Origin of the sequence: Pseudoalteromonas sp. FUC4, assembly GCF_008370255.1 — a bacterium.
GTDB lineage: Bacteria > Pseudomonadota > Gammaproteobacteria > Enterobacterales > Alteromonadaceae > Pseudoalteromonas.
Genome location: NZ_SEUI01000002.1, coordinates 497,862 through 522,700, shown reverse-complemented (window position 1 = coordinate 522,700; position 24,839 = coordinate 497,862). Strand labels below are relative to the sequence as shown.

General features: G+C 39.1%; 19 protein-coding genes. 7 read left to right on the top strand and 12 right to left on the bottom strand.

The window, feature by feature from the left end:
* Positions 1–240: 240 nt before the first annotated feature.
* From EU510_RS08320 to EU510_RS08305, 4 genes are all read left to right on the top strand, one after another.
* Positions 241–1,410 (top strand): efflux RND transporter periplasmic adaptor subunit, encoded by a 1,170-nt coding sequence (locus EU510_RS08320; protein ID WP_149593084.1) that lies wholly within the window; start codon positions 241–243, stop codon positions 1,408–1,410.
* Between the two features lie 12 nt (positions 1,411–1,422).
* A complete protein-coding gene (locus EU510_RS08315) occupies positions 1,423–4,557 on the top strand; it encodes an efflux RND transporter permease subunit (RefSeq protein ID WP_149593083.1) in 3,135 nt (1,044 codons plus the stop codon).
* Entirely contained in the window at positions 4,554–5,972 is a 1,419-nt protein-coding gene (locus EU510_RS08310) for an efflux transporter outer membrane subunit (RefSeq protein WP_149593082.1), read from the top strand. The genes EU510_RS08315 and EU510_RS08310 overlap by 4 nt, the downstream gene beginning before the upstream one ends.
* Positions 5,973–6,068: 96 nt before the next feature.
* The gene (locus EU510_RS08305; protein ID WP_149593081.1) at positions 6,069–6,695 is read left to right on the top strand and encodes a TetR/AcrR family transcriptional regulator; all 627 of its coding nucleotides are present in this window, start codon (positions 6,069–6,071) and stop codon (positions 6,693–6,695) included.
* 69 nt (positions 6,696–6,764) lie between these two features.
* On the opposite strand, the gene EU510_RS08300 is transcribed toward EU510_RS08305, so the two are convergent.
* From EU510_RS08300 to EU510_RS08275, 6 genes are all read right to left on the bottom strand, one after another.
* Positions 6,765–7,877: a HupE/UreJ family protein gene (locus EU510_RS08300; RefSeq protein WP_149593080.1), complete on the bottom strand. Its 1,113-nt coding sequence runs from the start codon at positions 7,875–7,877 to the stop codon at positions 6,765–6,767.
* A complete protein-coding gene (locus EU510_RS08295) occupies positions 7,874–8,899 on the bottom strand; it encodes a tetratricopeptide repeat protein (RefSeq protein WP_149593079.1) in 1,026 nt (341 codons plus the stop codon). The genes EU510_RS08300 and EU510_RS08295 overlap by 4 nt, the downstream gene beginning before the upstream one ends.
* 65 nt (positions 8,900–8,964) lie before the next feature.
* The gene (locus EU510_RS08290; RefSeq protein ID WP_149593078.1) at positions 8,965–9,474 is read right to left on the bottom strand and encodes an Ig-like domain-containing protein; all 510 of its coding nucleotides are present in this window, start codon (positions 9,472–9,474) and stop codon (positions 8,965–8,967) included.
* 11 nt (positions 9,475–9,485) lie between these two features.
* Positions 9,486–11,078, bottom strand: a complete 1,593-nt coding sequence (locus EU510_RS08285; protein WP_149593077.1) for a DUF4331 domain-containing protein — start codon at positions 11,076–11,078, stop codon at positions 9,486–9,488.
* Positions 11,079–11,235: 157 nt separating this feature from the next.
* Positions 11,236–11,919: an anti-sigma factor domain-containing protein gene (locus tag EU510_RS08280; RefSeq protein WP_149593076.1), complete on the bottom strand. Its 684-nt coding sequence runs from the start codon at positions 11,917–11,919 to the stop codon at positions 11,236–11,238.
* Complete coding sequence (locus EU510_RS08275; protein ID WP_149593075.1) at positions 11,916–12,446, bottom strand: sigma-70 family RNA polymerase sigma factor; 531 nt, start codon at positions 12,444–12,446, stop codon at positions 11,916–11,918. The genes EU510_RS08280 and EU510_RS08275 overlap by 4 nt, the downstream gene beginning before the upstream one ends.
* 348 nt (positions 12,447–12,794) lie before the next feature.
* Here EU510_RS08275 and EU510_RS08270 point away from each other — a divergent pair, with 348 nt between their 5' ends.
* Positions 12,795–14,414: a diacylglycerol kinase family protein gene (locus EU510_RS08270; RefSeq protein WP_149593074.1), complete on the top strand. Its 1,620-nt coding sequence runs from the start codon at positions 12,795–12,797 to the stop codon at positions 14,412–14,414.
* A 50-nt stretch (positions 14,415–14,464) separates the two neighbouring features.
* Here the strand turns inward: EU510_RS08270 and EU510_RS08265 are convergent, their stop codons facing one another.
* Complete coding sequence (locus EU510_RS08265) at positions 14,465–14,773, bottom strand: VF530 family DNA-binding protein (protein ID WP_149593073.1); 309 nt, start codon at positions 14,771–14,773, stop codon at positions 14,465–14,467.
* Positions 14,774–14,827: 54 nt separating this feature from the next.
* On the bottom strand, positions 14,828–15,130 hold the full coding sequence (locus tag EU510_RS08260) for a DUF1496 domain-containing protein (protein ID WP_008134362.1): 303 nt from the start codon (positions 15,128–15,130) through the stop codon (positions 14,828–14,830).
* A gap of 135 nt (positions 15,131–15,265) precedes the next feature.
* On the opposite strand from EU510_RS08260, the gene EU510_RS08255 reads away from it, so the two are divergent.
* The gene (locus tag EU510_RS08255) at positions 15,266–15,499 is read left to right on the top strand and encodes a TIGR02647 family protein (protein WP_007375551.1); all 234 of its coding nucleotides are present in this window, start codon (positions 15,266–15,268) and stop codon (positions 15,497–15,499) included.
* An 11-nt stretch (positions 15,500–15,510) separates the two neighbouring features.
* Here EU510_RS08255 and maiA read toward each other — a convergent pair whose 3' ends face one another.
* Complete coding sequence (maiA, locus tag EU510_RS08250) at positions 15,511–16,140, bottom strand: maleylacetoacetate isomerase (RefSeq protein WP_149593072.1); 630 nt, start codon at positions 16,138–16,140, stop codon at positions 15,511–15,513.
* A 2-nt stretch (positions 16,141–16,142) separates the two neighbouring features.
* Entirely contained in the window at positions 16,143–17,444 is a 1,302-nt protein-coding gene (gene hmgA / locus EU510_RS08245) for a homogentisate 1,2-dioxygenase (protein WP_149593071.1), read from the bottom strand.
* A 150-nt stretch (positions 17,445–17,594) separates the two neighbouring features.
* Here hmgA and EU510_RS08240 point away from each other — a divergent pair, with 150 nt between their 5' ends.
* Positions 17,595–18,026, top strand: coding sequence for a MarR family winged helix-turn-helix transcriptional regulator (locus EU510_RS08240; protein WP_149593070.1), 432 nt, complete (start codon positions 17,595–17,597; stop codon positions 18,024–18,026).
* Positions 18,027–18,076: 50 nt separating this feature from the next.
* On the opposite strand, the gene EU510_RS08235 is transcribed toward EU510_RS08240, so the two are convergent.
* Positions 18,077–21,265 carry a TonB-dependent receptor gene (locus EU510_RS08235; RefSeq protein WP_149593069.1) on the bottom strand — a complete coding sequence of 1,063 codons (3,189 nt, stop codon included), beginning with the start codon at positions 21,263–21,265 and terminating at the stop codon, positions 18,077–18,079.
* Between the two features lie 339 nt (positions 21,266–21,604).
* Positions 21,605–24,832 carry a TonB-dependent receptor gene (locus tag EU510_RS08230; RefSeq protein ID WP_149593068.1) on the bottom strand — a complete coding sequence of 1,076 codons (3,228 nt, stop codon included), beginning with the start codon at positions 24,830–24,832 and terminating at the stop codon, positions 21,605–21,607.
* Positions 24,833–24,839: the final 7 nt, after the last annotated feature.

The following is a 24,839-nucleotide window of genomic DNA, read 5'->3' as shown; positions in this document are numbered from 1 at the left end:
TGGCTTTTTTGTGCCTATTTTAAAGTTTTGTGCTTAAAATGAGTGGTTATTTCAATCTGTCTAATTGCTTTATTTTCAAACCGCTTTGATTCTATTTTCATCTAATTAACATTAAGTACAACCTAATGCGTATATTGCGCTGGGGAGTGTAAGTTTGTGTAAGTTTCTCCTAATTAAGATTCATTATCAGCGCGTTTTAATTTAGAATGATCGTTCACTCTAAACTAAAAGGTATTTAACATGCAGCGTTCCCGCATCGCTTTATTTGTATTGTCAGCCCTCGTCGGTTCTGTTGCTTTAACTGGTTGCGACCAGGCCGCTGAGCAGTCACAAGCTTCAGCTCCTAAAGCTGTGCCAGTGGGTGTACTTACATTAAAAAGCCAAGCACTTACTCTCAAAAAAGAGCTTCCTGGTCGTATCAGTGCATTTCAAATTGCTGAAATACGCCCTCAAGTAAGTGGTATTGTGCAATCTCGTTTGTTTGTAGAAGGTAAAGAGGTTAAACAAGGGCAAGCTCTGTATCAAATAGACCCTGCTACATTTGAAGCAGACCTAGCAGCAAGTAAAGCAAGCGTTGCACGGGCAGAGGCAAGCATTGCCAGTTCTAAATCAAAAGCGTCGCGTTATAAAGAGCTTTTAAAAATTAAAGCCGTGAGCCAACAAGATTTTGATGAAGCAGATGCTGCATATAAGCAAGCTAATGCTGAATTATTAACAGCTAAAGCGCAGTTAAAATCGGCGCAAATTAACCTTGATTATAGCCACGTTTCGTCACCAATTAGTGGTCAAATTAGTAAATCAAGCGTAACAGTGGGTGCACTAGTCAGTGCCAATCAAAGTACAGCACTTGCTACCGTAACTCAGCTAGATCCAATTTATATCGATTTAACACAATCAAGTAATGAGCTTACCCAACTTAAAAAAGCAATATCATCAGGTGCTCTAAGTGTTGATTCGGCTAGCCAAACTGACGTCGAACTTATTATGGAAGATGGCTCTGTTTATCCACATAAAGGCACATTGCAGTTCTCTGAAGTGACCGTTGATCCAAGCACTGGCTCAGTAACACTGCGTGCTAAATTTTCAAACCCAGAAAAATTATTACTGCCTGGCATGTATGCTCGTGCTTCTATTGTGGAAGGTGTTAAGGCGGATGCTGTTTTAGTTCCGCAACGTGGTGTTAGCCGTAATTCAAAAGGCGAACCAACAGCAATGGTTGTCAGTAAAGACAACACAGTAGAAAGCCGCGTATTAAAAGTAGATAGAACGATTGGTTCTGATTGGCTTGTTACTGATGGCCTAAGTGATGGCGATAAATTAATAGTTGAAGGTTTACAAAAAATCCGCCCTGGTGCACCAGTGAATCCATCTGAAATTCAATCGTCTGCTAAAGCCGATCAAGCGCAATAACGGAGAGTTTTAATGTCACGATTTTTTATCGATAGACCGATATTTGCTTGGGTACTCGCTATTGTAGTGATGCTTGCAGGTATTTTGGCGATTAGGAGTTTACCTATTTCGCAGTATCCTTCAATTGCACCACCTGCAGTGAGTATTACTGCAACGTACCCTGGAGCATCTGCACGAACACTTGAAGATACGGTAACACAAGTTATTGAGCAAAAAATGAAAGGGCTTGATGGCTTGCTTTATATGTCATCTACGTCTGAGTCGAGTGGTTCTGCTACGCTTACACTTTCGTTTAGTGCCGAAACAGACCCTGATATTGCACAAGTCCAAGTGCAAAATAAACTAGCAACAGCGACTCCATTATTACCAGAAGCCGTACAAAGACAAGGTGTGGTAGTTGCAAAGTCAGCGCGTAACTTTTTAATGGTTTATGCTTTTGTGTCTAAAGATGGCAGCATGACCAATATTGATATTGGCGATTATGTTTCATCAAATGTGCAAGACATTGTCTCGCGTGTAGAAGGCGTAGGTGAAGTACAGTTGTTTGGTTCTCAGTACGCGATGCGTATTTGGTTAGACCCTGCAAAGTTACAAAATTATAAGCTTACACCAGCTGATATTAGCGCATCAATTAGTGCGCAAAATGCACAAGTATCTGCCGGTCAACTTGGTGGTATGCCAGCCGTTGATGGTCAGCAACTTAATGCAACAGTAACGGCGCAAAGTCGATTACAAACGCCAGAGCAATTTAGACAAATATTAGTTAAAACCAATCCAGATGGCTCTTTTGTACGTCTAGAGGACGTTGCTAAAGTAGAGCTTGGTGGTGAAAGCTACCGCGTTGTTGCTCGTTACGATGGACAACCAGCATCAGGTTTAGGTATTAAATTAGCCAGTGGTGCTAACGCACTTGATACCGCAGAGGGCGTTAAAAAAGCAATTGAAGAGCTAAAACCTTTTTTTCCTGAAGGGTTAGATGCTGTAATACCTTACGATACAACGCCGTTTGTATCGTTATCTATTGAAAAAGTTATTCACACTTTAATTGAAGCTGTTGTACTTGTTTTTGTAGTTATGTATTTGTTCCTACAAAACTTTAGGGCAACGCTTATTCCAACTATTGCCGTGCCTGTGGTTTTACTAGGTACATTTGGTATTTTATACACCTTTGGTTATTCAATAAATACGCTAACGATGTTTGCGATGGTACTTGCCATAGGATTATTGGTAGATGATGCAATCGTTGTGGTAGAAAACGTTGAGCGTTTAATGACCGAGGAAAAACTCTCGGCACTTGAAGCTACACGCAAATCAATGGACGAAATTAAAGGCGCGCTGGTAGGTATTGCTATGGTACTTTCTGCGGTATTTATCCCAATGGCATTCTTCAGTGGCTCTACTGGTATTATTTATCGTCAGTTCTCTATTACATTGGTATCTGCGATGGGACTTTCGGTCTTGGTTGCCCTTATTTTAACACCAGCACTGTGTGCTACGTTATTAAAACCAAGCCATGTCCATGACGATAGCTCGTTTATTGGTAAGTTTTTTTCTGGATTTAACCGAGGTTTTGATAAAACGAATCGCGGTGCACAAGGCTTTGTAAGCCGAATGATCAATCACTCTAAGCGTTACTTACTTATTTACGCAGTGATAGTGGGTGGCATGGTGTATGTATTTTCACATTTACCAACCGCATTTTTACCAGACGAAGACCAAGGTATTTTGTTTAACCAAGTGTCATTGCCAGCAGGCTCTACAACACAACAAACTTTAGAAGTTGTTAAGAAAGTCGAAAATCACTTTTTAAACGAACAATCTGAAGCGGTAAACGGTATTTTTACAGTGACTGGTTTTAGTTTTGCAGGTTCTGGTCAAAACTCAGCAATTGCCTTTGTAAATCTTAAACATTGGGATGAGCGTCAGCGTGACGATTTATCTGTTCAAGGTGTTGCAGGTAAAGCGATGGGTTACTTTTCAACAATAAAAGAAGCGTTTGTGTTTGCATTCCCACCACCTGCAATTGTTGAATTGGGTACTGCTAATGGCTTTAATATTTTCTTACAAGACCGTGTAGGATTAGGCCACGATGAGTTATTAGCTGCACGAAATCAATTATTAGGTTTAGCAAGTCAAAGTCCAATTTTAGCGGGTGTGCGTCCAAATGGGCAAGAAGATATGCCAGAGCTGCAACTTGATACAGACCTTGCAAAAGCCGAAGCGCTTGGTGTGTCGCAAAACGATATTAACAGTACGCTTTCGACAGCATGGGGTAGTAGTTATGTGAATGACTTTATTGACCGTGGCCGAGTTAAAAAAGTGTATATGCAAGGTGATGCGCAATCTCGCATGGTGCCTGAGGATTTAAATAAGTGGTATGTGCGCAATAATAATGGCGATATGGTGCCGTTTTCAGCGTTTGCTAGTGCTTACTGGACGTATGGTTCGCCGCGTTTAGAACGTTACAATGGTTTTTCAGCAATGGAAATTCAAGGTAGTGCAGCACCGGGTTACAGTACCGGCCAAGCAATGGATGAAATGGAACGTTTAGTTAAACAATTACCTAACGGTATCTCGTCTGAGTGGACTGGTATTTCATTCCAAGAGCGCTCTAGTAGCGGTCAAGCACCTTTATTATATGGTTTATCGCTGTTGTTTGTATTTTTATGTTTAGCCGCACTTTATGAAAGTTGGTCAGTACCGTTTGCGGTAATGATGATTGTGCCACTGGGTATATTTGGTGCAATTATGGCAGCACTAGGCGGCGGCTTATCTAACGATATTTATTTGCAGGTAGGCTTGTTGACCACCATTGGTTTAGCCTCTAAAAATGCGATACTGATTGTTGAATTTGCGATTCATAAAATGGATGAAGGGCTAGGGTTAGTTGATGCAGCAGTTGCTGCTGTGCGCCTTCGTTTACGTCCGATTTTAATGACTTCAATGGCGTTTATTTGTGGTGTAATCCCACTCGCTATCGCCTCAAGCGCGGGCTCTGGAGCGCAAAATGCGTTAGGTATTTCGATTATTGGCGGCACACTTGCATCATCAATATTAGTTGTTGTATTTGTACCGTTATTCTTTGTGTTAGTTCGCCGTGTATTTTCTGGTAAAGCTAAAGAAACAACAAAGGAGAGCGCAGAATGAGCATTAAAACATTCAGCCTAAGTGCAATTACTTTATTGGTGCTAAGCGGTTGTCAACTTGCACCAGAGCAAAAAGATCTTGCTCTACCAGTATCTGATGCTTATGCATCAGGTACTGAGCAAAGCGCTGCGCAACAATTAAATTGGCAGCAGTTTTTTAATGATGAAAAACTACAAACATTAATTACGCAAAGCCTTGAGCATAATAAAGACATGCAAATTGCAGTACTTAACGTACAACGTGTGCGTGGTTTGTATCAAATTGAAGATTCTGCTTTGTATCCATCGCTTGATTTAAACGCATCTGGTACGCGCCAGCGTTTACCAGCTGATTTGTCAGGTATTGGCGATGCAGCTATTAACTCGCAATACAGTGCAACAGTGGGTATTACTTCTTACGAGCTAGATATTTGGGGCAAAGTACGCAATCAATCAGCGCAAGCACTGCAAAACTTATACTCTACAGAGCTTAGCCAATACAGCACGCAGGTGTCTTTAATTTCAGAGCTTGCAAATGCGTGGCTTAATTATGCAACTGATTTGCAACTGCTTGAGCTTGCAAAAGAAACGCTTACCTCTCAGCAAGAGTCATTATCGCTTACGCAAAAAAGCTTTGATTTAGGTGCGACGTCTTCTATAACTCTTGAGCAGCTCAAAAGCACAGTTGCTACGGCAAAAGTAGACATAGCAACGTACAAACGTTTATTAAAGCGTGATAAAAGCGCCTTAGATTTATTAGTAGGTAAATCTGTTTCAGCTGATTTACTGCCTAATAAAGACCTAACTAACTTGATCAGCATGCCAGAAGTTCCCGTTGGTTTACCGTCTGACCTGTTATCGCAGCGCCCTGATATTAAAGCCGCTGAGCATTTAATGCTTGCTGCTAATGCCAATATTGGTATTGCACGTGCGGCGTTTTATCCAAGTATTAGCTTAACAGCCAATGCGGGGTCTGCTTCAAGTGATTTAAGTGGCTTGTTTGATTCAGGCTCAGGTACATGGAGTTTTGTGCCAACTATTAGCTTACCTATTTTTAATATGGGACGTAACCAAGCAAATCTTGATGTAGCAAAAGCAGATCAAGAAATTGCAGTGGCAACGTATCAGCAAAAAATTCAAAATGCGTTTCGCGAAGTTGCCGATGCACTTGCTGATAGAGAAGGTTATCAAGAGCAGTTAAGTGCGCTTGATATGCTTATAAGTAGCCGACAAACCACGTTTGATTTATCTAAAATGCGTTACGAAAAAGGCGCAGATAGCTACTTGCAAGTACTTGATGCTCAACGTACGTGGTACGGTGCGCAACAGCAGTTAATTGCGGGTCAGCAAGCGTATCTTGCGAGTCAAATTAACTTGTACAAAGCGCTTGGTGGCGGATGGAATGCAGCCAGTGAAACAACTCAGGAAGAGAAATAATATTTGCGGCTTTTAAAGCCGCATTACATATTTATATGGCGAGACTATTTATAGCTCTTGCTTTACCGAGTTTATGGCTTGGTAGTGGAGTTGAACATGAAGCCTAAAGCAAAAAGGCAAACAGATCCCGCGATAGCACTGGCTAGGCGTGAGCAAATATTAACAGCTGCTGCAGAGTGTTTTCGCCGTAAAGGTTACCACGGTGCAGGCATGGCAGAAATATCTAAAACGGCAGGAATGAGTGCTGGCCATATTTATAATTACTTTGAAAGCAAAGAAGCCATTATAGAAAGCATTATTGAAAAAGATATGGAAGAAATGTTCTCTATCTTTCAAAAGTTTGAAGATCATCCTGGTGATGTACTTCAAGCGCTTATTGATGGCTTAAATATTGGCGTTCAAAGGCATATGGACACTGGGGCATGTGTTGTTGACTTAGATATGATGGCTGAAGCAGGTCGAAATGTTAAAGTAGCTTCATTGCTACGTGATATGGATACTCAAGCACGCGGACGTATGAGGCAACTTTTAACAAGTGAGCGAAGTACGCTCAAAGATATTGATGAGCTTGAACTTGAAAGCCGAATTAATGTAATTTTTTCGATGATGGCAGGGTTATTACTTAGAAAGTTACTCTACCCTGAGCTAACTGAAGAAACGGTACTGATAGCGCTTCGCCCTGCGATGAAAACGTTACTGATGCCATTTGATAAAGCGCAGTAACGCTCAAAATAGATATCTAAAAAGTAAGTTAGCCAATACTTTGGCTAGCTTACTTTTATTTTAGTTTGTTTAAAATCGCTCGATTGACCACTGAAGTGCAACAATTGCGATAGCAACGGAGCCCATTGGCATTACCCACTTTTTATACCACGTGTAGTTTCGTACATACATGAGTATTGGTAAGGCTACTAGTAAAATACTAAGTTGACCGATTTCGACGCCTAAATTAAACGCCAATATGCTAAGCAGTTGATAGTCGCTCGACAAGCCAAGCTCGCCAAGTACGCTCGCAAATCCCATCCCATGTAGTAAACCAAAAGCAAAAGTTAGCCAACCTAAACGAAGTACCAACGGCCAGACATTATTTAGTGCTGCAAATAAAACCGATATAGCAATTCCAAGCTCAACCCAACGACTATTTGGTGAGACTAAGTTCATAGCGGTGGCTGTAAGCGTAATAGAGTGCGCAAGCGTAAACGCGGTTACTATCCATGCTGTGTGTTTAATAATTTGTTTTTTAGAGCTAATACCTTGCCATGCTTTATCGCTGCGTTTTAAAACACAGGTAAGTAACAAAGCGATTAAAAATAAAATATGATCAATACCAATCCAAATATGTAAAACACCCTGATACACGTATTGATTAAACGTACTTAAATAACTTGTTTGCTCAAAGCTGAACGTTTGTTGTGCCTCGTTTATGTTAAATACACGAGATAAGCCGTTTATATTTACGATAGATTTATGATTAGCATCGGTTTTAAAAAAAGCAGAATAGGAAAGGGTGATTGCTTCATTATCATCACAGCCAAACTGCAGCGGAATCACCAAATAAGGCTGGTTAAAATGGTTATCTAGCTGATAGATACCTTCACTTTTTAAAGAGCATATTTGCGCGTTTTGCGTGATATTTAAATTTTCTTCAATGAAGTTATTAATTGAGCTGCGTTTTGCTTTTATTTCTGCCCACGAAATTTGCCCGTTTTTATCTAAATCCAGAGGCACTGCGTGCTCTAAGTCGGCTATATTAATTTGCCAAGTACCCGTGTATTGGTTTTTGTTGGTGTCGTTATTGTTCTCGCTATTTAAGGTTATATAACTTGTACTTAGTTGATGGGCAAAGCTGTAAGTTGAAAAAATGCACAGCATTAAAGTGAGTATTAATAGATAAGGCGTTTTCATAGTGTATCTCGTTGCATCGCTTTTGCTTGAATAAGTAATTGCTCATCGGTGTTCATTTTAGCCTGTTGCCAATTAATATGAGCCCAGTAAAGTGCTTTTTCGCGATTGGGTTGTACATCAAGGTAATATTTAGCTAAGTCACTTGCATGAAATGAATCTTTACGAAGCTCTCGTAGTGTAACTCTTTGCGCCATTGTATTTTGCCATTTTTTATCGCGTTTATTCAGTTTTTTTTCTGCGATTGAAAGTCTTAGCAAAATAGCATCCTCTAAATTGCCTTTATCAGGAAGCAGTACGCTTAATGTATTTAATACTTGTTGCGGTTGGTTTAGAGCAATTTGAATATCGGCCCATAAAACAATAAGGCTCACTGGGGCTTGAACTAAATCTACACTTTGTAAGTGAGACAACGCTTGTTTGTAGTTATTTAAACGATAGCTCATTTCACTTAAAACATGGTTTGTAGCTAGGCTAGTTTGATTATTATTTATAATTTTTACTAATGCTTGGTAGCTGTCTAAAACGCTTTCATGTTGGCTTTGTACATCAAGTACACAGGTGCTAGCAGTAATAGTGCTTACTTGCCCAATTAAGGCGATGCAGTGTTTTTTTGCTTGTGCAAACTTACCTTGGGTCATTAATATATTGGCCAGCAACAAATGGCTATTACTGTGCTTTGGCTCTTTAATCAAGACGCTGTTAGCAATGTTAATAGCTTCGTCAAAAAGGTGCTCTTTTTGTAAAACACGAGCATACAAGTAACCAATTTGAGATGTGGGGGTTTGTTTGTATAATTGAGCTAAACGAGTTTTAAGTAGCCCCTGTAAGCGCTCTGTTTGGCCTGCATATTGGCTGTTAGTGACTAATGTATTTATTTCTTCAACAGACAGAGAGGCACTAAGCGTTGAATTACTTTTAGTAATAACTGCATTATCTTTTGGGGTAAATGGCGCAGCGCTTGACGCAAAGGGTGTTAGGCATAAAGTAATAAATGCGACGGACTTAAAAATTGATAAATGCATTATAAATATCCTTTGAAAAAAGCCATCCATGGCCTGTCAGCTTAATGACTTGTTTAGTTGCTAATTTAGTTACCGTTTGTTGAAATTAATCCATCAACATCAGACTCAGTGTTTGTAAACACCCGACCGTTAACAGTTAACGGCTCTGCATTTGGGGCTTGATTGAATGCATTGGTTGCAAATTGAGCAAAGTCGACTTGTAGTGCGTCAATTGTAATGTTTACTGTTGCAGTTACTTGCGAATTAACGCCATCACTTACACCAAACATAAAGCTATCTGAACCTGTCGCTTCTTTATTTGGTGTATAGGTAAAATTACCATCGCTATTAACGGTAACAGTCCCAAGAGTTGGTTCACTTGTTAATGAGTAAGTCAGTGAATCGCCATCATTGTCGGTTGCGCTAAGCATATCGGTAATGCTTACTTCAGTTTGTGTAGTTAGCATTGCATCACTTGCTGTAGGCGCTGTGTTTACAAGCGGTGTAGGCTGTTTTTTATCGTCATCGTTACTACATGCACCCAATGTTAATGCACTGAGGAGAACACAAATATGGGTAGTTTTTAAATTACGCATTAGTTAACCCCTTATTTAGATCCTGCAATAGGTGTTGCAAGGTATGGAAATGTTGAGTCCATCATTGTTGCATCAATAGGCGCGCCGTCTGTAAATGGCACTGTGCCTGTATTAGCATCCTCTGGTGCACAAAGACCTAAGTCAGTGTCTTCACCATTTACTGGAATAGGATGACATAAACGACCCATCACAACACGAAGTGCAATATCTACCACATCATCACCTGGGCGACGACCATTTGGGAAGCCGGCTAAATCATTACCCGCTACACCAAATGCAGATTGATCAGCCTGCGCTGTTGCTGCAATGCCTGTATTTAAACGCAGCATTTCTGAAGGTGTTACCGTTGCTTGTTGATTAACGCCTGCAAAACCCGTTAAAAATGCAGTGATTAAATCAGTACGCGGAAAGTTAGTGGGTGCCAGTGTTTCTAAGTTTGCGCCAAGGGTTGTGTTAACAGCATCTTTAAACAAAATATTTAATAATTCTGGTAGTGCTGGGTGAGATACATAATCTAAAAATTGTGCATCATCTTTAGGATGTGCTGTTGAGAATGTATCTTTGTCTTTAATACCAATTACAAGTTCGTTTACAAGCGGGCTACCTAAGCGTGAAACTTGTGTTAAAGCACCACCATTAACGGCGTTATTAGCAAATTTAGCATTAGGGTTTAATACGCGAGCTTGAGGTAGGCTTGCTGTTGTCCACGAGCCAATTACACCGTTACCTTCACCAACAATACAGCTTTTAGGTATTTCGATAGCGATTGATGTTACGTTTTTATCTGCAAGGTCGTCGTTATCAGCTGATTGTGTTATGCCACCAGGAAAACCACCGCCGTCACCAGCACCAGGGGCACTATCGCCCTCTACAGGTACATAGTTAACTAAATCAAATGTTTTGCCTAGGTTAACTACAAATGGGTCTTTACGTTGTCCTACAAAAACTTGTGCCATGCTTTCACAGTTAGGAATAGAAACCTGATACACAAATTGGTCAGCATAAGTTTGATAATCGCTCATTGAACCAAATGTTTTATTGCCCACATAATCAAGCGGTTTAGAAAATGTGCTTGAGTTTGATGTAGTGTTGTTTAATACCGTCGTTTCGCCAGTACGCTGCGCGCCGCTTATCATGCTTACTGTGTATGATTCGCTAAAATTTACAGCGCTGTCATTACCGGCAGATACACCGCCTACATTTTTAAGCGGTACAGACACGGTGCGTTGATTACCTTCAGGTCCAACAGTTAATTGCACACCTTTATTATCGTTAGGAAGCATGCTTTTAAAGTTAAACGCAAATGTAATATCTTCAACAGCATCGCCATCGTTATCGATATGAATGCTGTAGGTAGCATCTGGGTCCATTGCAAAGTAATTAGGACCGCCGTAGGCATCTTGCAGCGGGATATAGTTAGCAATTAATGTTACAAAATCATCACGACCTTGCTCGTAACTATTAAATACATAAAAATCGGTTGAATCTAAAGTCGGGAAACGGCTTATATTTGGCGCTTCTCTGTGGCTAGATGCTTCACTTGGTGCACTTACAAACGTACTACATATTACTACTGTGAGTATTGATGGAGTTAAAGCTTTCATGACTTTGTCCTTTAGTTTTGATTGAAGTCATAGCTAATAACGGGGCAGGATTTAAATTGGATGCAAAAAAGTTAAATTATTTTTATTTTTTGTTAAAAAGTTAAAGGGAAGGTTGGCTGCTTTATGTAAGCAGCCAACTTTAATCATAATAGTGAGTTTATAAAAGTACTAGCTCTGTGGTGTAAAGCACCTCTGTAGGAGAGCCATTTGGTGAGCCACCAATAGGCTCTAAACTCACTGCTAGCAATGCGATATCACTTGAGTTAAAGCGGTTATCTTTAAATAATATTTTACTGCCTTGCTTGGGCAGTAAACCCAGTGAAATAGGTGCATCTTGACCTTTTAAAATCATCCACAGCTCATAATCTTTATTAGTTTGAGCAACTAATTGGCTACTGGCTTTAATTGAGAGCCCTTGCTCGCTTACATCAATAAACCACAATGATTGCTTGTCTTGATTTTGAACCAAAGCAATTTGCTGAGTTTGCATAACATTGGTACTCGGTTGAATAACTAAAAAGGCTAAAACAATACACGCGGCAGTTGCAACAAAAGACCATGTACGCCAAATTGAGGGCTTGGTATGTATGACTGTTTTACTTGTTTGTGGTCTGTTTTCAATACGCTGTAATATATTTATCCATACATCGTCACGTGGTGTTTGTGGTGTAATAGCACTCGCTAAGTTGTTTAAGTTTTGCTCCCACATATTTGTTGCTTCACGTGCTTGATTTGAACTGAGCAACAGACGCTGAAAACGCTTACGGGCAAGCCCTTTAAGTGTGCCAAGCACGTACTGCCCAGCAAGCGCGTCTAATAGTTCGGGTTTATTATAATTCATAATGTAAAACACCTTTGTAGCTGCATAAGCCCACGCCTGATCCAGCTTTTAACTGTTCCTAATGGCGTTTCTATATGATCCACCAACTCGCTATGACTCAGCCCCTTGTAATAAGCTAGGTGAATAGCTTGTTTTTGTTGCGGCTCAAGCTGTTCGATACAATTGACCAGTTTTGTTTCTTCATCGTAATTAACGTCGATACTTACATTCTCATTTTCATATTCGTCATCGCCTAATGACTGCTCTTTTCGTACTTTGTGATAGCGCAGTGAGTCAAGACTTCTGTATCTGACTATGCTTATCATCCAACTAATAACGGTGCCTTTAGAGGCGTTATATTCAGATGCGTTATGCCAAATTTTTATAAAAGCGTCTTGTAGTGCCTCTTCCGCATAAGCTCTGTTAGTGAGCATATTTAAACTAATAGCAAAAAGTTTGCCGCTAGTTTGTTGATATAAACTTGAGAAAGCATTTTTATCTCCTTGTGCTGTTGCGCACAAAAGAGGGAGTAAATCATCGTTATCCATAGGGGTCCTGTTTTTCTTATTATCATTGAGTAAACGGTTGAGAGTGTAATTTGGATGCAAAAAATTTAATTGCTTTTTAGATTAGCTGCTTTATACGTTAGTACAAGCAATAACCGATCAGTGTTTGAAATTTAGACGTGTAAGTATAATTTATTCACATGTTTGTAAAAAATGCACTAAGAGTAGATCGCACTTAAATTTATTTTATTATTAACGCTATATATCAATGGTTTACTTTTATTATTTGAATTTTAAATGGCATTTATATGGCTTGATATTTGCAAAAGATTACATAAAGCCGTTTAAATTAAGATTATAAATCGGCATTATTTTCACAAAGGAGAGACTATGTGGGCTGCAATTAGTTATTTACTATTAGCAATACTGCTTATTTTTATTGGTTGGGAAGTGAACTCTGTTTATTTTGCTATTGTTTTTTATTGGACTGCGCTGTCACTTTTATTAGTGAGTACCGCATATATTTTTAATACAGCAAAAATATTTAGAAAACGTGAAAATGGGGTGATCCCATTTTATATACGATGGGCATTTGTGCCATTTTTATTTGGTGTGCAAATTTACAATGCCTGGTCACGTAAGCGCGATAAAGTGCCGCCTATTCAACAAATAAACGAAAACCTATTTTTAGCTTGCCGATTATTCCCCTCAGACATAGACACATTAAAAGATAACGGAATTACGGCAATTTTAGATGTAACGTGTGAGTTTGACGGGCTTGAGTGGAGTTCAACACAAGAGAATATTAATTATTTAAACATTCCGGTGCTCGATCATAGTATTCCTACCCATTCTCAGTTAAATCAGGCTATTAATTGGATTCATCACCATATTAAAGAGAATCATCGCGTAGTTGTACACTGTGCTTTAGGCCGTGGGCGATCTGTTTTTGTAATGGCAGCTTATTTATTAAGCCAAAACAAAAATGCAGATGTACATGAAGTACTTGCAAAAATAAAAGAAACCCGCGAAACCGCAAACTTAAATAAGCATCAGCTTCGCCATTTAGCTAAGCGTCATAAAAAAGGTGAGCTGCTGATTAAAAACAAAGCCGTGTTAATTGCAAACCCTGTATCTGGTACACGGTTATGGCAAGAAAAAGAGCATTTAATTGTTGCGCGGCTATCGGCTTATTACGATTTGAAAGTACTTACTACTTCAAAAGAGGTTAATGGTATTGAGCTTGCTAAACAGGCAATTGCGCAAAATCCAGATATTATAATAGCGTGTGGTGGCGATGGTACCGTAGCAGAAGTTGCAAGCATACTTGTAAATACACGATGTAAATTAGGTATCATCCCAATGGGTACAGCGAATGCACTAGCCCATGTATTAATGGGTATTAGCTCTAAATTTATTCCTGTAGAACAAGCTTGTGATTTAATTATAGATGGTCAAACAAGTTTAATAGATACTGCTTATTGCAATAATGAATTGGTATTGTTGCTTGCGGGTATTGGCTTTGAGCAGTCAATGATTGAAAAAGCAGATAGAAAATCCAAAAATAAATCAGGGCAACTTGCTTATTTGAACGGCTTTTTTGAAGCGTTTGGCGAGCAAAAATCACAATTACTTAGTGTAAAACTCGATGATAATGAGCCAAAAGAAATATGTACAAATAGTTTTATCGTGGCCAATGCTGCGCCTTTTACAACATTATTGGCTCAAGGTGGCGGGCAACCTGATCATAGTGACGGGCTACTCGATATAAATTGGTTAACACCAAATAATGAAGATTCAACCACAGTACTAAGTATTGCAGAGCTTATGTTTAGTAGCTTAACGCAAACACATTTAGCTATAAATTCGCATCATACAAATGCTAAAAGAGTCGAGATTACAGGCGAAGGGGAGCTTAAGTACGTACTAGATGGTGAAGTTAAAACCGCTCAAAAACTGGTTATTACTATTGAGCCGGCTTCATTAAATGTGATTTGCAAAGAGCAATAAATCGCGTTAGTTATAATCAAAAAAGGAGCTAAATTAGCTCCTTTTTTACATCATTTTTTAATTGATGGCCAAACAAACCCTGTTGTATCCGGCGCTTGAGAAGGTTTTTCTCTTGGTGCACTTTTTGGTCTACGAATAGGTTTGTTATTTATAGTGTGAATATAAAGTGCTTCCACTTTATCGCGAGCCCAAGGCGTTTTACGCAAAAACTTTAAACTCGATTTAATGCTCGGTTGATCAGTAAAGCATTTTATTTTTACTTGCTCGCCAAGTGTTCTCCAGCCAAGTCGCTGTTCTAACTCAACAAGTATTTGTTCTAACGTTACCCCATGTAAAGGGTTTTTAGGTTGATTATCCATAGCCATACTACTTATTTAAACTGCGTGCATTGTAGCTCAAATCAGCTTTTAGCGCTAATTCACAGTGATTGTTTTAGGAGCTGTTGGGTAAATAGCATTACCTTGTTTATCTATTTTAAGCCAAATGAGTTGGCTGTTACTGTGCTGGGGTGTTTTAGCACCGCACAAAAGTGTAAATGAGTGAATTTGTATTAACGCCCCTTCGCTATAGCGTTTGTTGTCATACCAACAGTTTGATTCTTCATTTACAAACTGGTTTGCATCAATAATTGAATGGGTTTTAAGCGTTGTTGCTTCACTAAGTATTGAATACGATAAGCTGCTAAAACAAAAACATAGAATTAAAAAGTTACGCATTAGAGGCCTCTAAATAGTGGGTAAAAATAATACATTAAGCTAAAAAACGTGCTAGTGTAAAGTACACAAACTGATTTTAAGTATAAACTTAGTTATTCACAGAACAACTTAGATTCAAATAAAAAGGTGCACACAATGCAATTTAATCAAACAATGATCGAAGAATTCACACTATTAGCAAAATTCCCTCGCGACAGTAAAATGCAAGGTATTAAATTACATTCAGACGCAGAGCCAAGCTTACTTAGCGCAGCGCAACGTTTATTTGAAAAAGGGATTATAGATAGCCCAGATGGCGGATATTTAACTGATCTGGGCTTAGATTTAATTGAGCACGTTACGGTTATTCATAGCGCGCTACAAAGTTAATCTAAATTAGCTTAATTTGCATCGGGTTGATTTTGCGGTGCAGCGTCATTAAATGCAGCTAATTTATTACAATGTTCGTAAATGGCTGCAATTTTTGGATAAGCGCTCATATCTACGTTAAAACGAATTGCATTAAATACTTGCGGCACTAAACAAATGTCAGCAAGTGTTGGTTGGTCACCAAAGCAGTAGTCATCATTTTCGTTTAGCATCAGTTCTATTTTTTCAAAACCAACTTCTATCCAATGTCGATACCACTTATTTTTAGCCTCGTCATCAACACCTAATTCGTTTGATAAATATTTCAGCACGCGTAAATTATTAACAGGATGAATATCGCAGGCAATGGCAAAGCTTAAATTTCTTATTTGCGACTTTTGCCACGCGGTTCCTGTAATTAATGGCGATTGCGGATAAGTTTCATCTAGCCACTCCAGTATTGCAAGCGATTGTGCTAAAACACCATCATTGGTTTCAAGTGCAGGTAGTAAGCCTTGTGGATTAGTCGCTAAGTATTCTTCCCCAAGCTGCTCCGATTTTAAAAGGTTAACAATAGCAAGTTCATGATCGATTGCTTTTAAGTTAAGCGCTATACGCACTCTATAAGCCGCTGATGAGCGAAAGTAGCTGTATAATTTCATAATTAATCCTGTGAACCTGTAAATTGTTTTTTAATAGTACGCCAGCAATCGGTGTAATTTGGTTGGCGCTCTTTACCTTCTAATGCATATTTTGTCGGTGAAATTATATAGCGCGACTCAAACATAAAGGCCAATGTGTTTTCGTATTTTTGTGGTGTAAGCTCAGCGTTTGAGGCTTTTTCAAATACGTCGGCTTCAGGTCCATGTGGCGACATACAATTGTGTAAACTTGCGCCACCAGGTACAAAACCATGCTCTTTTGCATCATATACACCTTCAATCAAGCCCATAAATTCACTCATAATATTGCGGTGATAATACGGCGGGCGAAATGTATTTTYGGCTACCATCCAACGCGGTGGAAATATCACAAAATCGACATTTGCCATACCCTCAGTAGCAGAAGGAGAGGTTAGTACAGTGAATATAGATGGGTCGGGGTGATCAAAACTTACTGTATTCATCACATTAAAACGCGATAAGTCGTATTTATAGGGAGAGCTGTTACCCGTCCATGCAACCACATCAAAAGGAGAGTGCTTTATTTCACAGCTAAATAAATTACCGTTGAATTTAGATACAAGCTCAAAGTCACCTTCTTTATCTTCAAAGGCAGCTACAGGGTATTGAAAGTCTCTGTCGTTGGCATAACCGTTGGCACCAACAGGTCCTCGCTCTGCAAGCTCAAGCGCGTGGCCATAATTTTCACAAATATAACCACGGGCTGTATTATCAATTAAATCAACTGAGAACTTAATTCCTCTGGGAATTACAGCAATTTCACCTGGTTTAATGCTTAACTTACCGCACTCGGTGTGAATTAATAACTCACCTTGCTGAGGAACAAACAACATTTCGCCATCGGCATTGCAAAAGTAACGCTCTTGCATTGACTGATTAGCGACATATACATGAATGCCAATACCAGATTGCCCATTAGCACTGCCATTAGCTGCCATAGTTACCAAGCCATCAATAAAATCAGTAGGCTGTGAAGGCATATCAGTAGGATTCCAACGTAGCATTGTTGGTGGTGTTACGGCTTCAGTGATTGGGGCTGTTCTTATTAGGCCGTTATCAATTGCTTGGTAATCACCTTGCACTACAGATGGACGAAGGCGGTAAAACCAAGTGCGACGATTTGAAGCGCGAGGAGCCGTAAATGCAGTCGAACTAAATTGCTCGGTGTATAAATCGTATTTGACCTTTTGTGGGCTAAATTGTCCTATTGGCAGTGCATCGGGTAGCGCTTGTGTTTCAAATTCATTACCAAAACCGGTCATATAACTTAATTGTGTCGTCATTACTGACTCCTGTGAGAGGGGTTGGTTTAATATTCTTTTTATTTCAGTTAAGATACTCTCAAGTGAGACTAATATCAAATGTGCAACTACGTACCTGCGTAAATATTAATGAACACCAAAGTAAACCTTATAAAACTGGGATAACCAAAAATGAAAATTGATTTAGCAACGTTCTTACCTTATCAATTAACGAATGTAGCAACACGTGTAAGTAACGACTTTGCCGAGGTTTATCAAACTAAGTACGGTTTAAATATTCCCCAGTGGCGAATACTTGCTAATTTAGCGCAGTATGGCCAAAGCAACGCAAAGGATTTATGCACGCAAGCAAATATGGATAAGTCGACAGTGTCGCGTGCGGTAAAAGTTTTAATAGATAAAGGTTTAGTGATAAGTGAGTTAAATGAGCAGGACAAACGCGCGGCCTTACTTGTACTGAGCAAAGCAGGTCAAAGCTTATATGAACAAATAGCGCCTGATGCATTGAATTGGGAAAAACAATTACTGAGTACTCTGACTAACGAAGAATATGAAGCGTTAGTGAGTATTTTTGAAAAGTTAAATAATAAATTAAAGACATAAAAAAGCCCACAAAGTGGGCTTTTAAAAATGTATTAGTTTACAATTCTAAATTAGAAAGTGTAACGAACACCTACACGCATTTGCCATACAGACGCACTACTTTCAGTAGTTGTACCTACATTACTAGAATTAAAGTCTGAATATACGTAACGGTCTTGATCATCAATAGACGTTTTGATTACTTTGTTACCTACGAAAGCGCCTTTTTTAAGTACACCCCAGTCATCGTTTAAAAGGTTAGTAAGGTTATCAATTACGAAAAATGCCTCACCTTTATGGCCTTCCATAAACCCTGGAAGCTCTTGTGTTAACTTAAAGTTAAACTTAACAAACCAATCCGCATTTTGCGAATTACGACCAGTAATTTCACCACGCTCAAGACCTTCAGAAGCAATGAAATCATTGAACTCGTTGATTTCGTCTGCACTCATGTCATAGACAACATTAGGATCGTTTTCAAGTGGTACGTATAATAATTGACGACTACCATAACCATAGTTGTTTAAATCGCCGAATGCTCTATCGCTGCTATTGTATGTGTAGCTATATGGAAGACCCTTGTATGCTTCACCGAATAAGTTAAAGCGAGTAGCGTAACCATCAACAAACTCATGCTGATAACCAAGAGTCAATGTAAAGCGATGCGGAATTTCGTAATCAGATGATGCAACACCAGGATTACCAGGATTTGTTAGTGCTATATTGCTATAGTTAGAATCAGCAACAGAACTATTCATTGGGTTAACATCGTCAGAATCTGTGTATGCGTAACCAAAGCTGAAGTTAACGCCATTATCATACTGTTTGCTTATGCCTAATGAGATAACTGATGAGTCGCCGCTATCACCGTTTACATTGGTAAGTAAGTAGTCACGTGAACGAGTTTTACCAGGGTTAAGAACGTCATCTTTACCGACATATAGAGGGCGTCCATCAAATGTTGTTTTACCAGAATCCATTAGACCAAGATCTATTAAGGTAGCCGCATCTTTCTTTTTAGAATATAAGTAATCAAGTGAGATTACGTATTCATTTTCAGTTGTGAAAGTCGCACCTAATGAGTACTTCCATTCTGATGGTATCTCAAAGTCTGAAGCTACAGCATTTACATTTGAGTCACCAGCACCAGAGCCTGCTACTTTATCATAAAGTTCTTGAGGAACTTCGTATCCAGGAGTGCCACCGTTAACATTTTGAGGAATAAATAAATCTACAAACGGGTCGTATTCACCATCTTTGTTTAGTACAAAGTATGTATCACTCAAATCATAGATACTACTTGTTGCTTTACTAATACCATCGTTTGAATACGAGTTAGATAACCAAACATTAGGGTTACCACCTGAAAATAGACCTACGCCCGCACGAACTTCAAGTGCGTCGGTTGCATACCATTGGAAGCCCACGCGAGGTTGTATTAAGTCAACACCATCAAATGTGCTTTGGTTACTGAAACCATAACGGCTAACGTAATTTTCATTTAGATTTGGTTTATCATCGCTAGTATATTTATCGTAACGAAGACCGAATGTTAAGCTAGCATCAATATCCGTAAAGCTATATTCGTCTTGGATATAAAAGGTATGTTGTGCGTATGAAAAATTAGCGGCTAGGTCAGTTGGGTTGTTCGTACCTGCAGCATTGTCATATGCAAGTGAGGAAGCAATACCATTTTCAAAGTCTTCAACCGATGCAAAACGCCATTCACCTTCTGTGTGCTGCACGAATTGATTAAATATTTCTAGTTCTTCATACTCATAGCCAGCAGTAATTGTATGTTGGTCAAGATAATATGTACCGGCAAACTTAGCGGTTGTAGTATCATAATTTAAATCGTTAGACTGACGAGAATCATCTGGACCAATATAAATTGTACCGCCATTCGCGGTGTTGATTTGCATTTCACCAAAGCTACTTGCTGCATCCAAAGATTCAACACGAGCATCTAGTTCAGATTTACCAATACGCACTTCAGTAGAGAAGTCATCTGACCAATCAGAGTAAAGTGAAGCTACTATTGATGTAAACTCAGCACCCTGCTCATAAAAGTGGTTAGATAATGAAAGCTCATCATTGTCAGCATCTGATTGAGAGATTGTGAATGCATCGTTGTAGTTATAAATGATGTTAGCACGATGACTTTCGTTGATATTCCAGTCTAATTTAACTAGAATTTTCTCATCTTCAATCGGTGAACTTGATGGCATGCCACCAGCGTCATAGTTGTAACGAGACTGTGAGGCAGTTTGAACTCGAGAAAGGTCATCAGCAGTAACACTACCACTTGTTAGGCCGCCGTAGTTAAACTGTTTTACACCTTCAAGTTTTTCATATGAAGTAAATAAAAATAGTTTGTCTTCGATTAATGGTAAGCCAACATTAAAGCCGTAGCGCTTTTCTGTATAATTACCTGCATCGTAATCTTCTCCTTCAATTGAATCACCCTGCATAGAGTCATTTGTATAATCGAAGAATACGCCGCCATGTAATTCATTACCGCCAGATTTCGTTACAGCATTGATGTTACACGATGTAAAACCACCGTATTGAACGTCAAACGGTGCAAGTTCAGCTGAAACTTGTTCAATCGAATCGAAAGAAAAAGGAGCATTTATTGTAGGGTAACCATTTGAGCTTAAGCCGAAGTTATCGTTCATACGAACGCCGTCTAGCGTTAAGCTGTTGTAGCGAGGGTTACCACCACCACAGTTAATTGAACCACGGCTATCATCAATTGTTATACGCGGGTCGATACGAATAATATCTTTTAAATCGCGGTTAATAGCAGGTTGGTTCTCAAGATCTGTTAGCGTAAATGTAGACGCAGGACCAGTACCACCAGACATTGCGCTAATTGGCGCGCCAGTAACTACAATTTGTTCCATGCTTGATTGTGACTCAAGAGAAACATTTACAGGGTAGTCATTACCAATATTTAATATAATGTTATTGAATTCTTGGTCTGCATATACGTCAGAGTCTACAACTACTTTATAAGGACCGCCAACACGCAGGCCTTTAGCTGTAAAGTAACCAGCGTCATTTACTTCAGTTGTTTTTACTGATCCAGAAGGCACATGTAAAATTGTTACTTTAGTGCCGGCTGCTGGGTTGCCGTTAGGCCCCATTACTTGACCTTTAATTGCAGAGGTCGTTTCGTTAGCCATTGCAGCACCACTCACACCAACACATGCTGCGATAGCAAGTGAAAGAGCTGTTTTGCGAAGTTGAGTTTTCATTTAATTTTCCCGTGTAGTTATTAATTAAATTTTTATATTTTTATTTTAAATTTTTCAAAATAAACAGTTGAAGTTCATTTATTCAAAATCCGTTACTAGTGTACCTTATTTATTCGTTACAAATAAAATACAACTGCAATATATTTTTAATAAATAGTACTATTTTCGTCTATTTGAGTGTTTTTTTGAGTAATAACTCTATACTCGGGGTATATATTACGTGGGCTTTATGACAAACATGTGAAATTGTAGGGGTAAAATAAAAAACCCATTACAAATTTGCAATGGGTTATTGTCACTTACAAATAACTTAACAAGTTATTGATGCAGTTTTAAGGTTTAAAACTTGTAGCTAATACCAATTTTAGCCTGCCATGCAGAAGAACTAGTTACATACTGGCTATAGTTACGAACGTCAGCACCGTCGTGTCGAGGGTCAATTTTGTAACGACCTTCAGCATCCAGACCTTCAAAGTCATATACAGCTTGGTCAGAAAAGCCTAAACGTTTTTCAACACCCCAATCGCTATTTAATAAGTTTGCAAAGTTATCAACCATGAAATAAATTTCACCGCTGTGACCTTCGGCAAAGCCAGGTATTTCTTGTTTGATACTTACATCCATAGTAGTTACCCAAGGTTGAGTTCCTGAGTTACGACCTAAAATTTCACCACGCTCTGATATACCAGCACGATTTAGAAGCGTTTCTAATTCATTCCAAGATAAACCAGACTCATCCCAGTTTACATTTGGATCATCGGCACCTGTAGGTATATAAGCTAAGTAAGCTGAGCTACTATCAAAGTCTTTAGTATCACCTAGGCCGCGCTCTTGGTACATACCCATAGTGTAGCTAAAAGGGCGACCCGAACGACGTTCAAAAAATACGTTAAACTTAGTTGCGTAGCCACTAAAGAATTCAGTGTTATACGCTAAATTAACTTTAAAGCTGTGCTCTACTTCATAAGAGCCACGGTCAGCAAAATCTTCATTACGATTACGTGTTATGTTGTACTGATAATTACTTTGTGCACGTGAAGAAGAGCCAGAAGATGCTTCTGTTACGTCTTGGTGTGCGTAGCTTGCTGAAACGTAAAGACCATTTTCGAACTCTTTTGCAAGACCCGTTGAGATAATAATTGAACGGCCATCGTCAGATGAGTTAGTCATTGCAATATCAAAGTTTTGAGCAAGGTCACCGCTATAAATACTTTCGTTGATTACACGCTCACCATCGGCAGCTAAACCAACAGCTTGGATAGCCGTGTTATGCCATACAGCTTCGTTCTCTTTCTTATGGTAAGCAATTTCAGCTTGCCATTTAAATCCATCGCCAAGCAATTCTGAGTCAAACTCATATTCAAAACCAACTTGAGCACGAATACTTGAAGGTAATTTAAAGTCAGGGTCAATGTAGTTTGTACTACCAGTACCTTGCACTAACGAATTTTTAATTGCGTCAGGCACTTGTGTAATATCAGCTTGGTTGTTTGCATAATAGTTGTTAACGAAGTTTTCTGTCGGTTCAACAATTGTAATACCATCATTTTGGAATGAGTTGTTATACCAAACATTTGGAATGCCACCTTGGAAGCGACCTATGCCACCGTTGATGGTTAATGCTTCAGTTGCATAATATTTAAAGCCTATACGTGGTAGAAAAATATCTAAGCCATCAAGGTTCTCTTGGTTATTGAAGTCATCAACTCCATATAATGCGCTGTAAGCATTAACAAAATTTTCATTACGTGTTGGTTTATCATCTGATGATAAACGCTCATAGCGAATGCCTGCAGTTACTTCTAAATCGTCACCAACGTAAAACGTATCCTCAATGTAAAGCGCTAATTGGTTACGTGTTGCATCGTATGCAGTGTCATTTGGATTGTTTGTAAATGCGTTACTGTAAGAAAAATCGTAAGTACCGTCGTAGTTACCAACTTCACGGTTTTCGAAGCCTTCAAAGTTATCAAACTCCCAAGAGCCTAATGAATTGGAAGCGAATAAGTTGTATAAGTTTAACGACTCATACTGCATACCAAAGTTAATCTCATGGTCATCCATTAAATAAGTTGCATCAAACGTGAGTGTTAAGTTTTCAGTTGATGCGCTATTTGCATGGCGGAATTCGTCGGTACCAAACTCGTAAGCAGGACCACGATAGTATTCTTCAACTTTAACGAAACCGATATCAGAATTTGTTAAGCTTCTAGATGAAACATCTTTATAAGCTATACCAATTTCAGTTGAAAAGTTTTCATTCCAGTCTGAGTATAATTTAGTCGCAAAATTATTAAATTTAGTGGCGTAAGTGTAACGGCTTGACGCTAAACTTACAGTGCTTCCGCCAGTACCAACATTTGTTTCGTCTTTGTCATCTTGCCATTGGTAAGTGAAATCTAGACGGTGGGCATCATTAATATTCCAGCTTAACTTCACAAGCAATGATTCGTTCGTATCTTTAGGATCGCCACCTAAAGAGTCAGTTAATCCATATTCATTACTTAAAATATTAAGAAAATTATTGTAGTTATCTTCTGTTACGTCGTACTCATTCGTTGCGCCTGAACCTTCAAAACCATAATCCAAATCAAGTTCGCTTGTCCATTTATTGTAGTTTACAAAATAAAACAAAGTGTCGTCGATCAATGGTCCGCCAACGTTAAAACCATAGCGTTTTTCAGTTTGGATTGGCTCAACTTTTTCAATAACATATGTACGATGACCATCTTCATCTAAAGCCGGTCGGCCATCTGCATATACTTGAGAAATACTGTCTACATCGCCCGCAATATCGGGAGTTGATGTTTCGTAAAAGCCAGAAAACTTAAATTCGTTCGTACCTGATTTTGTTACTGCATTAATAGTACCGCCGCCAAAGTTACCTTTAGAAGCTGAGAATGGAGATACATCAACAGAAATTTGTTCAATAGCATCAAGTGCAACTGGAGGCTGTGAAGTCGGGTAACCACCGTAACTTAAACCAAAATCATCGTTTTGGCCGATGCCATCAACAGTTAAACCATTTGAACGAGGGTTACTACCGGCAAACGTTAGCTCGCCATTACCATTAATGCTGGCAAGCGGGTTTAAGCGCGCAATATCTTTAATATCACGGTTAAAGCTTGGCATATTTTCAATTGTGTCAGAGCCAAATGTGCTACTAGAACCACCTGATTGTTGAACAATTTTATAACCAGACACTTCAATCTTTTCGATGTTTCGCGGAGCAAGCTGCGAGCTTAAACGGTAAGTTTCACCCAGGTTCAAGTAGATATTTTCAACAGTGGTATCGTTAAACGTATCAGAGTCGATGATAACCATGTAAGGACCACCTACACGTAAGCCATTAGCGATAAACGTACCACTTTCGTTTGTAGTTAGTTCGCTAATAGTTCCCGTTGGTTGGTGAACTACTTTGATTTTAACGTTTGCAGCACTGCCACCTGAAGGCGTTGTAATTTTACCACGCATTGCAGATGAAGTATCAGCAGCCATTGCGCTTGTAGAAACACCTAGCGCTAAAATTACCGCTCCAGTTAATTTCGAAAGGCGAAGCTTAGTCATAATGTTG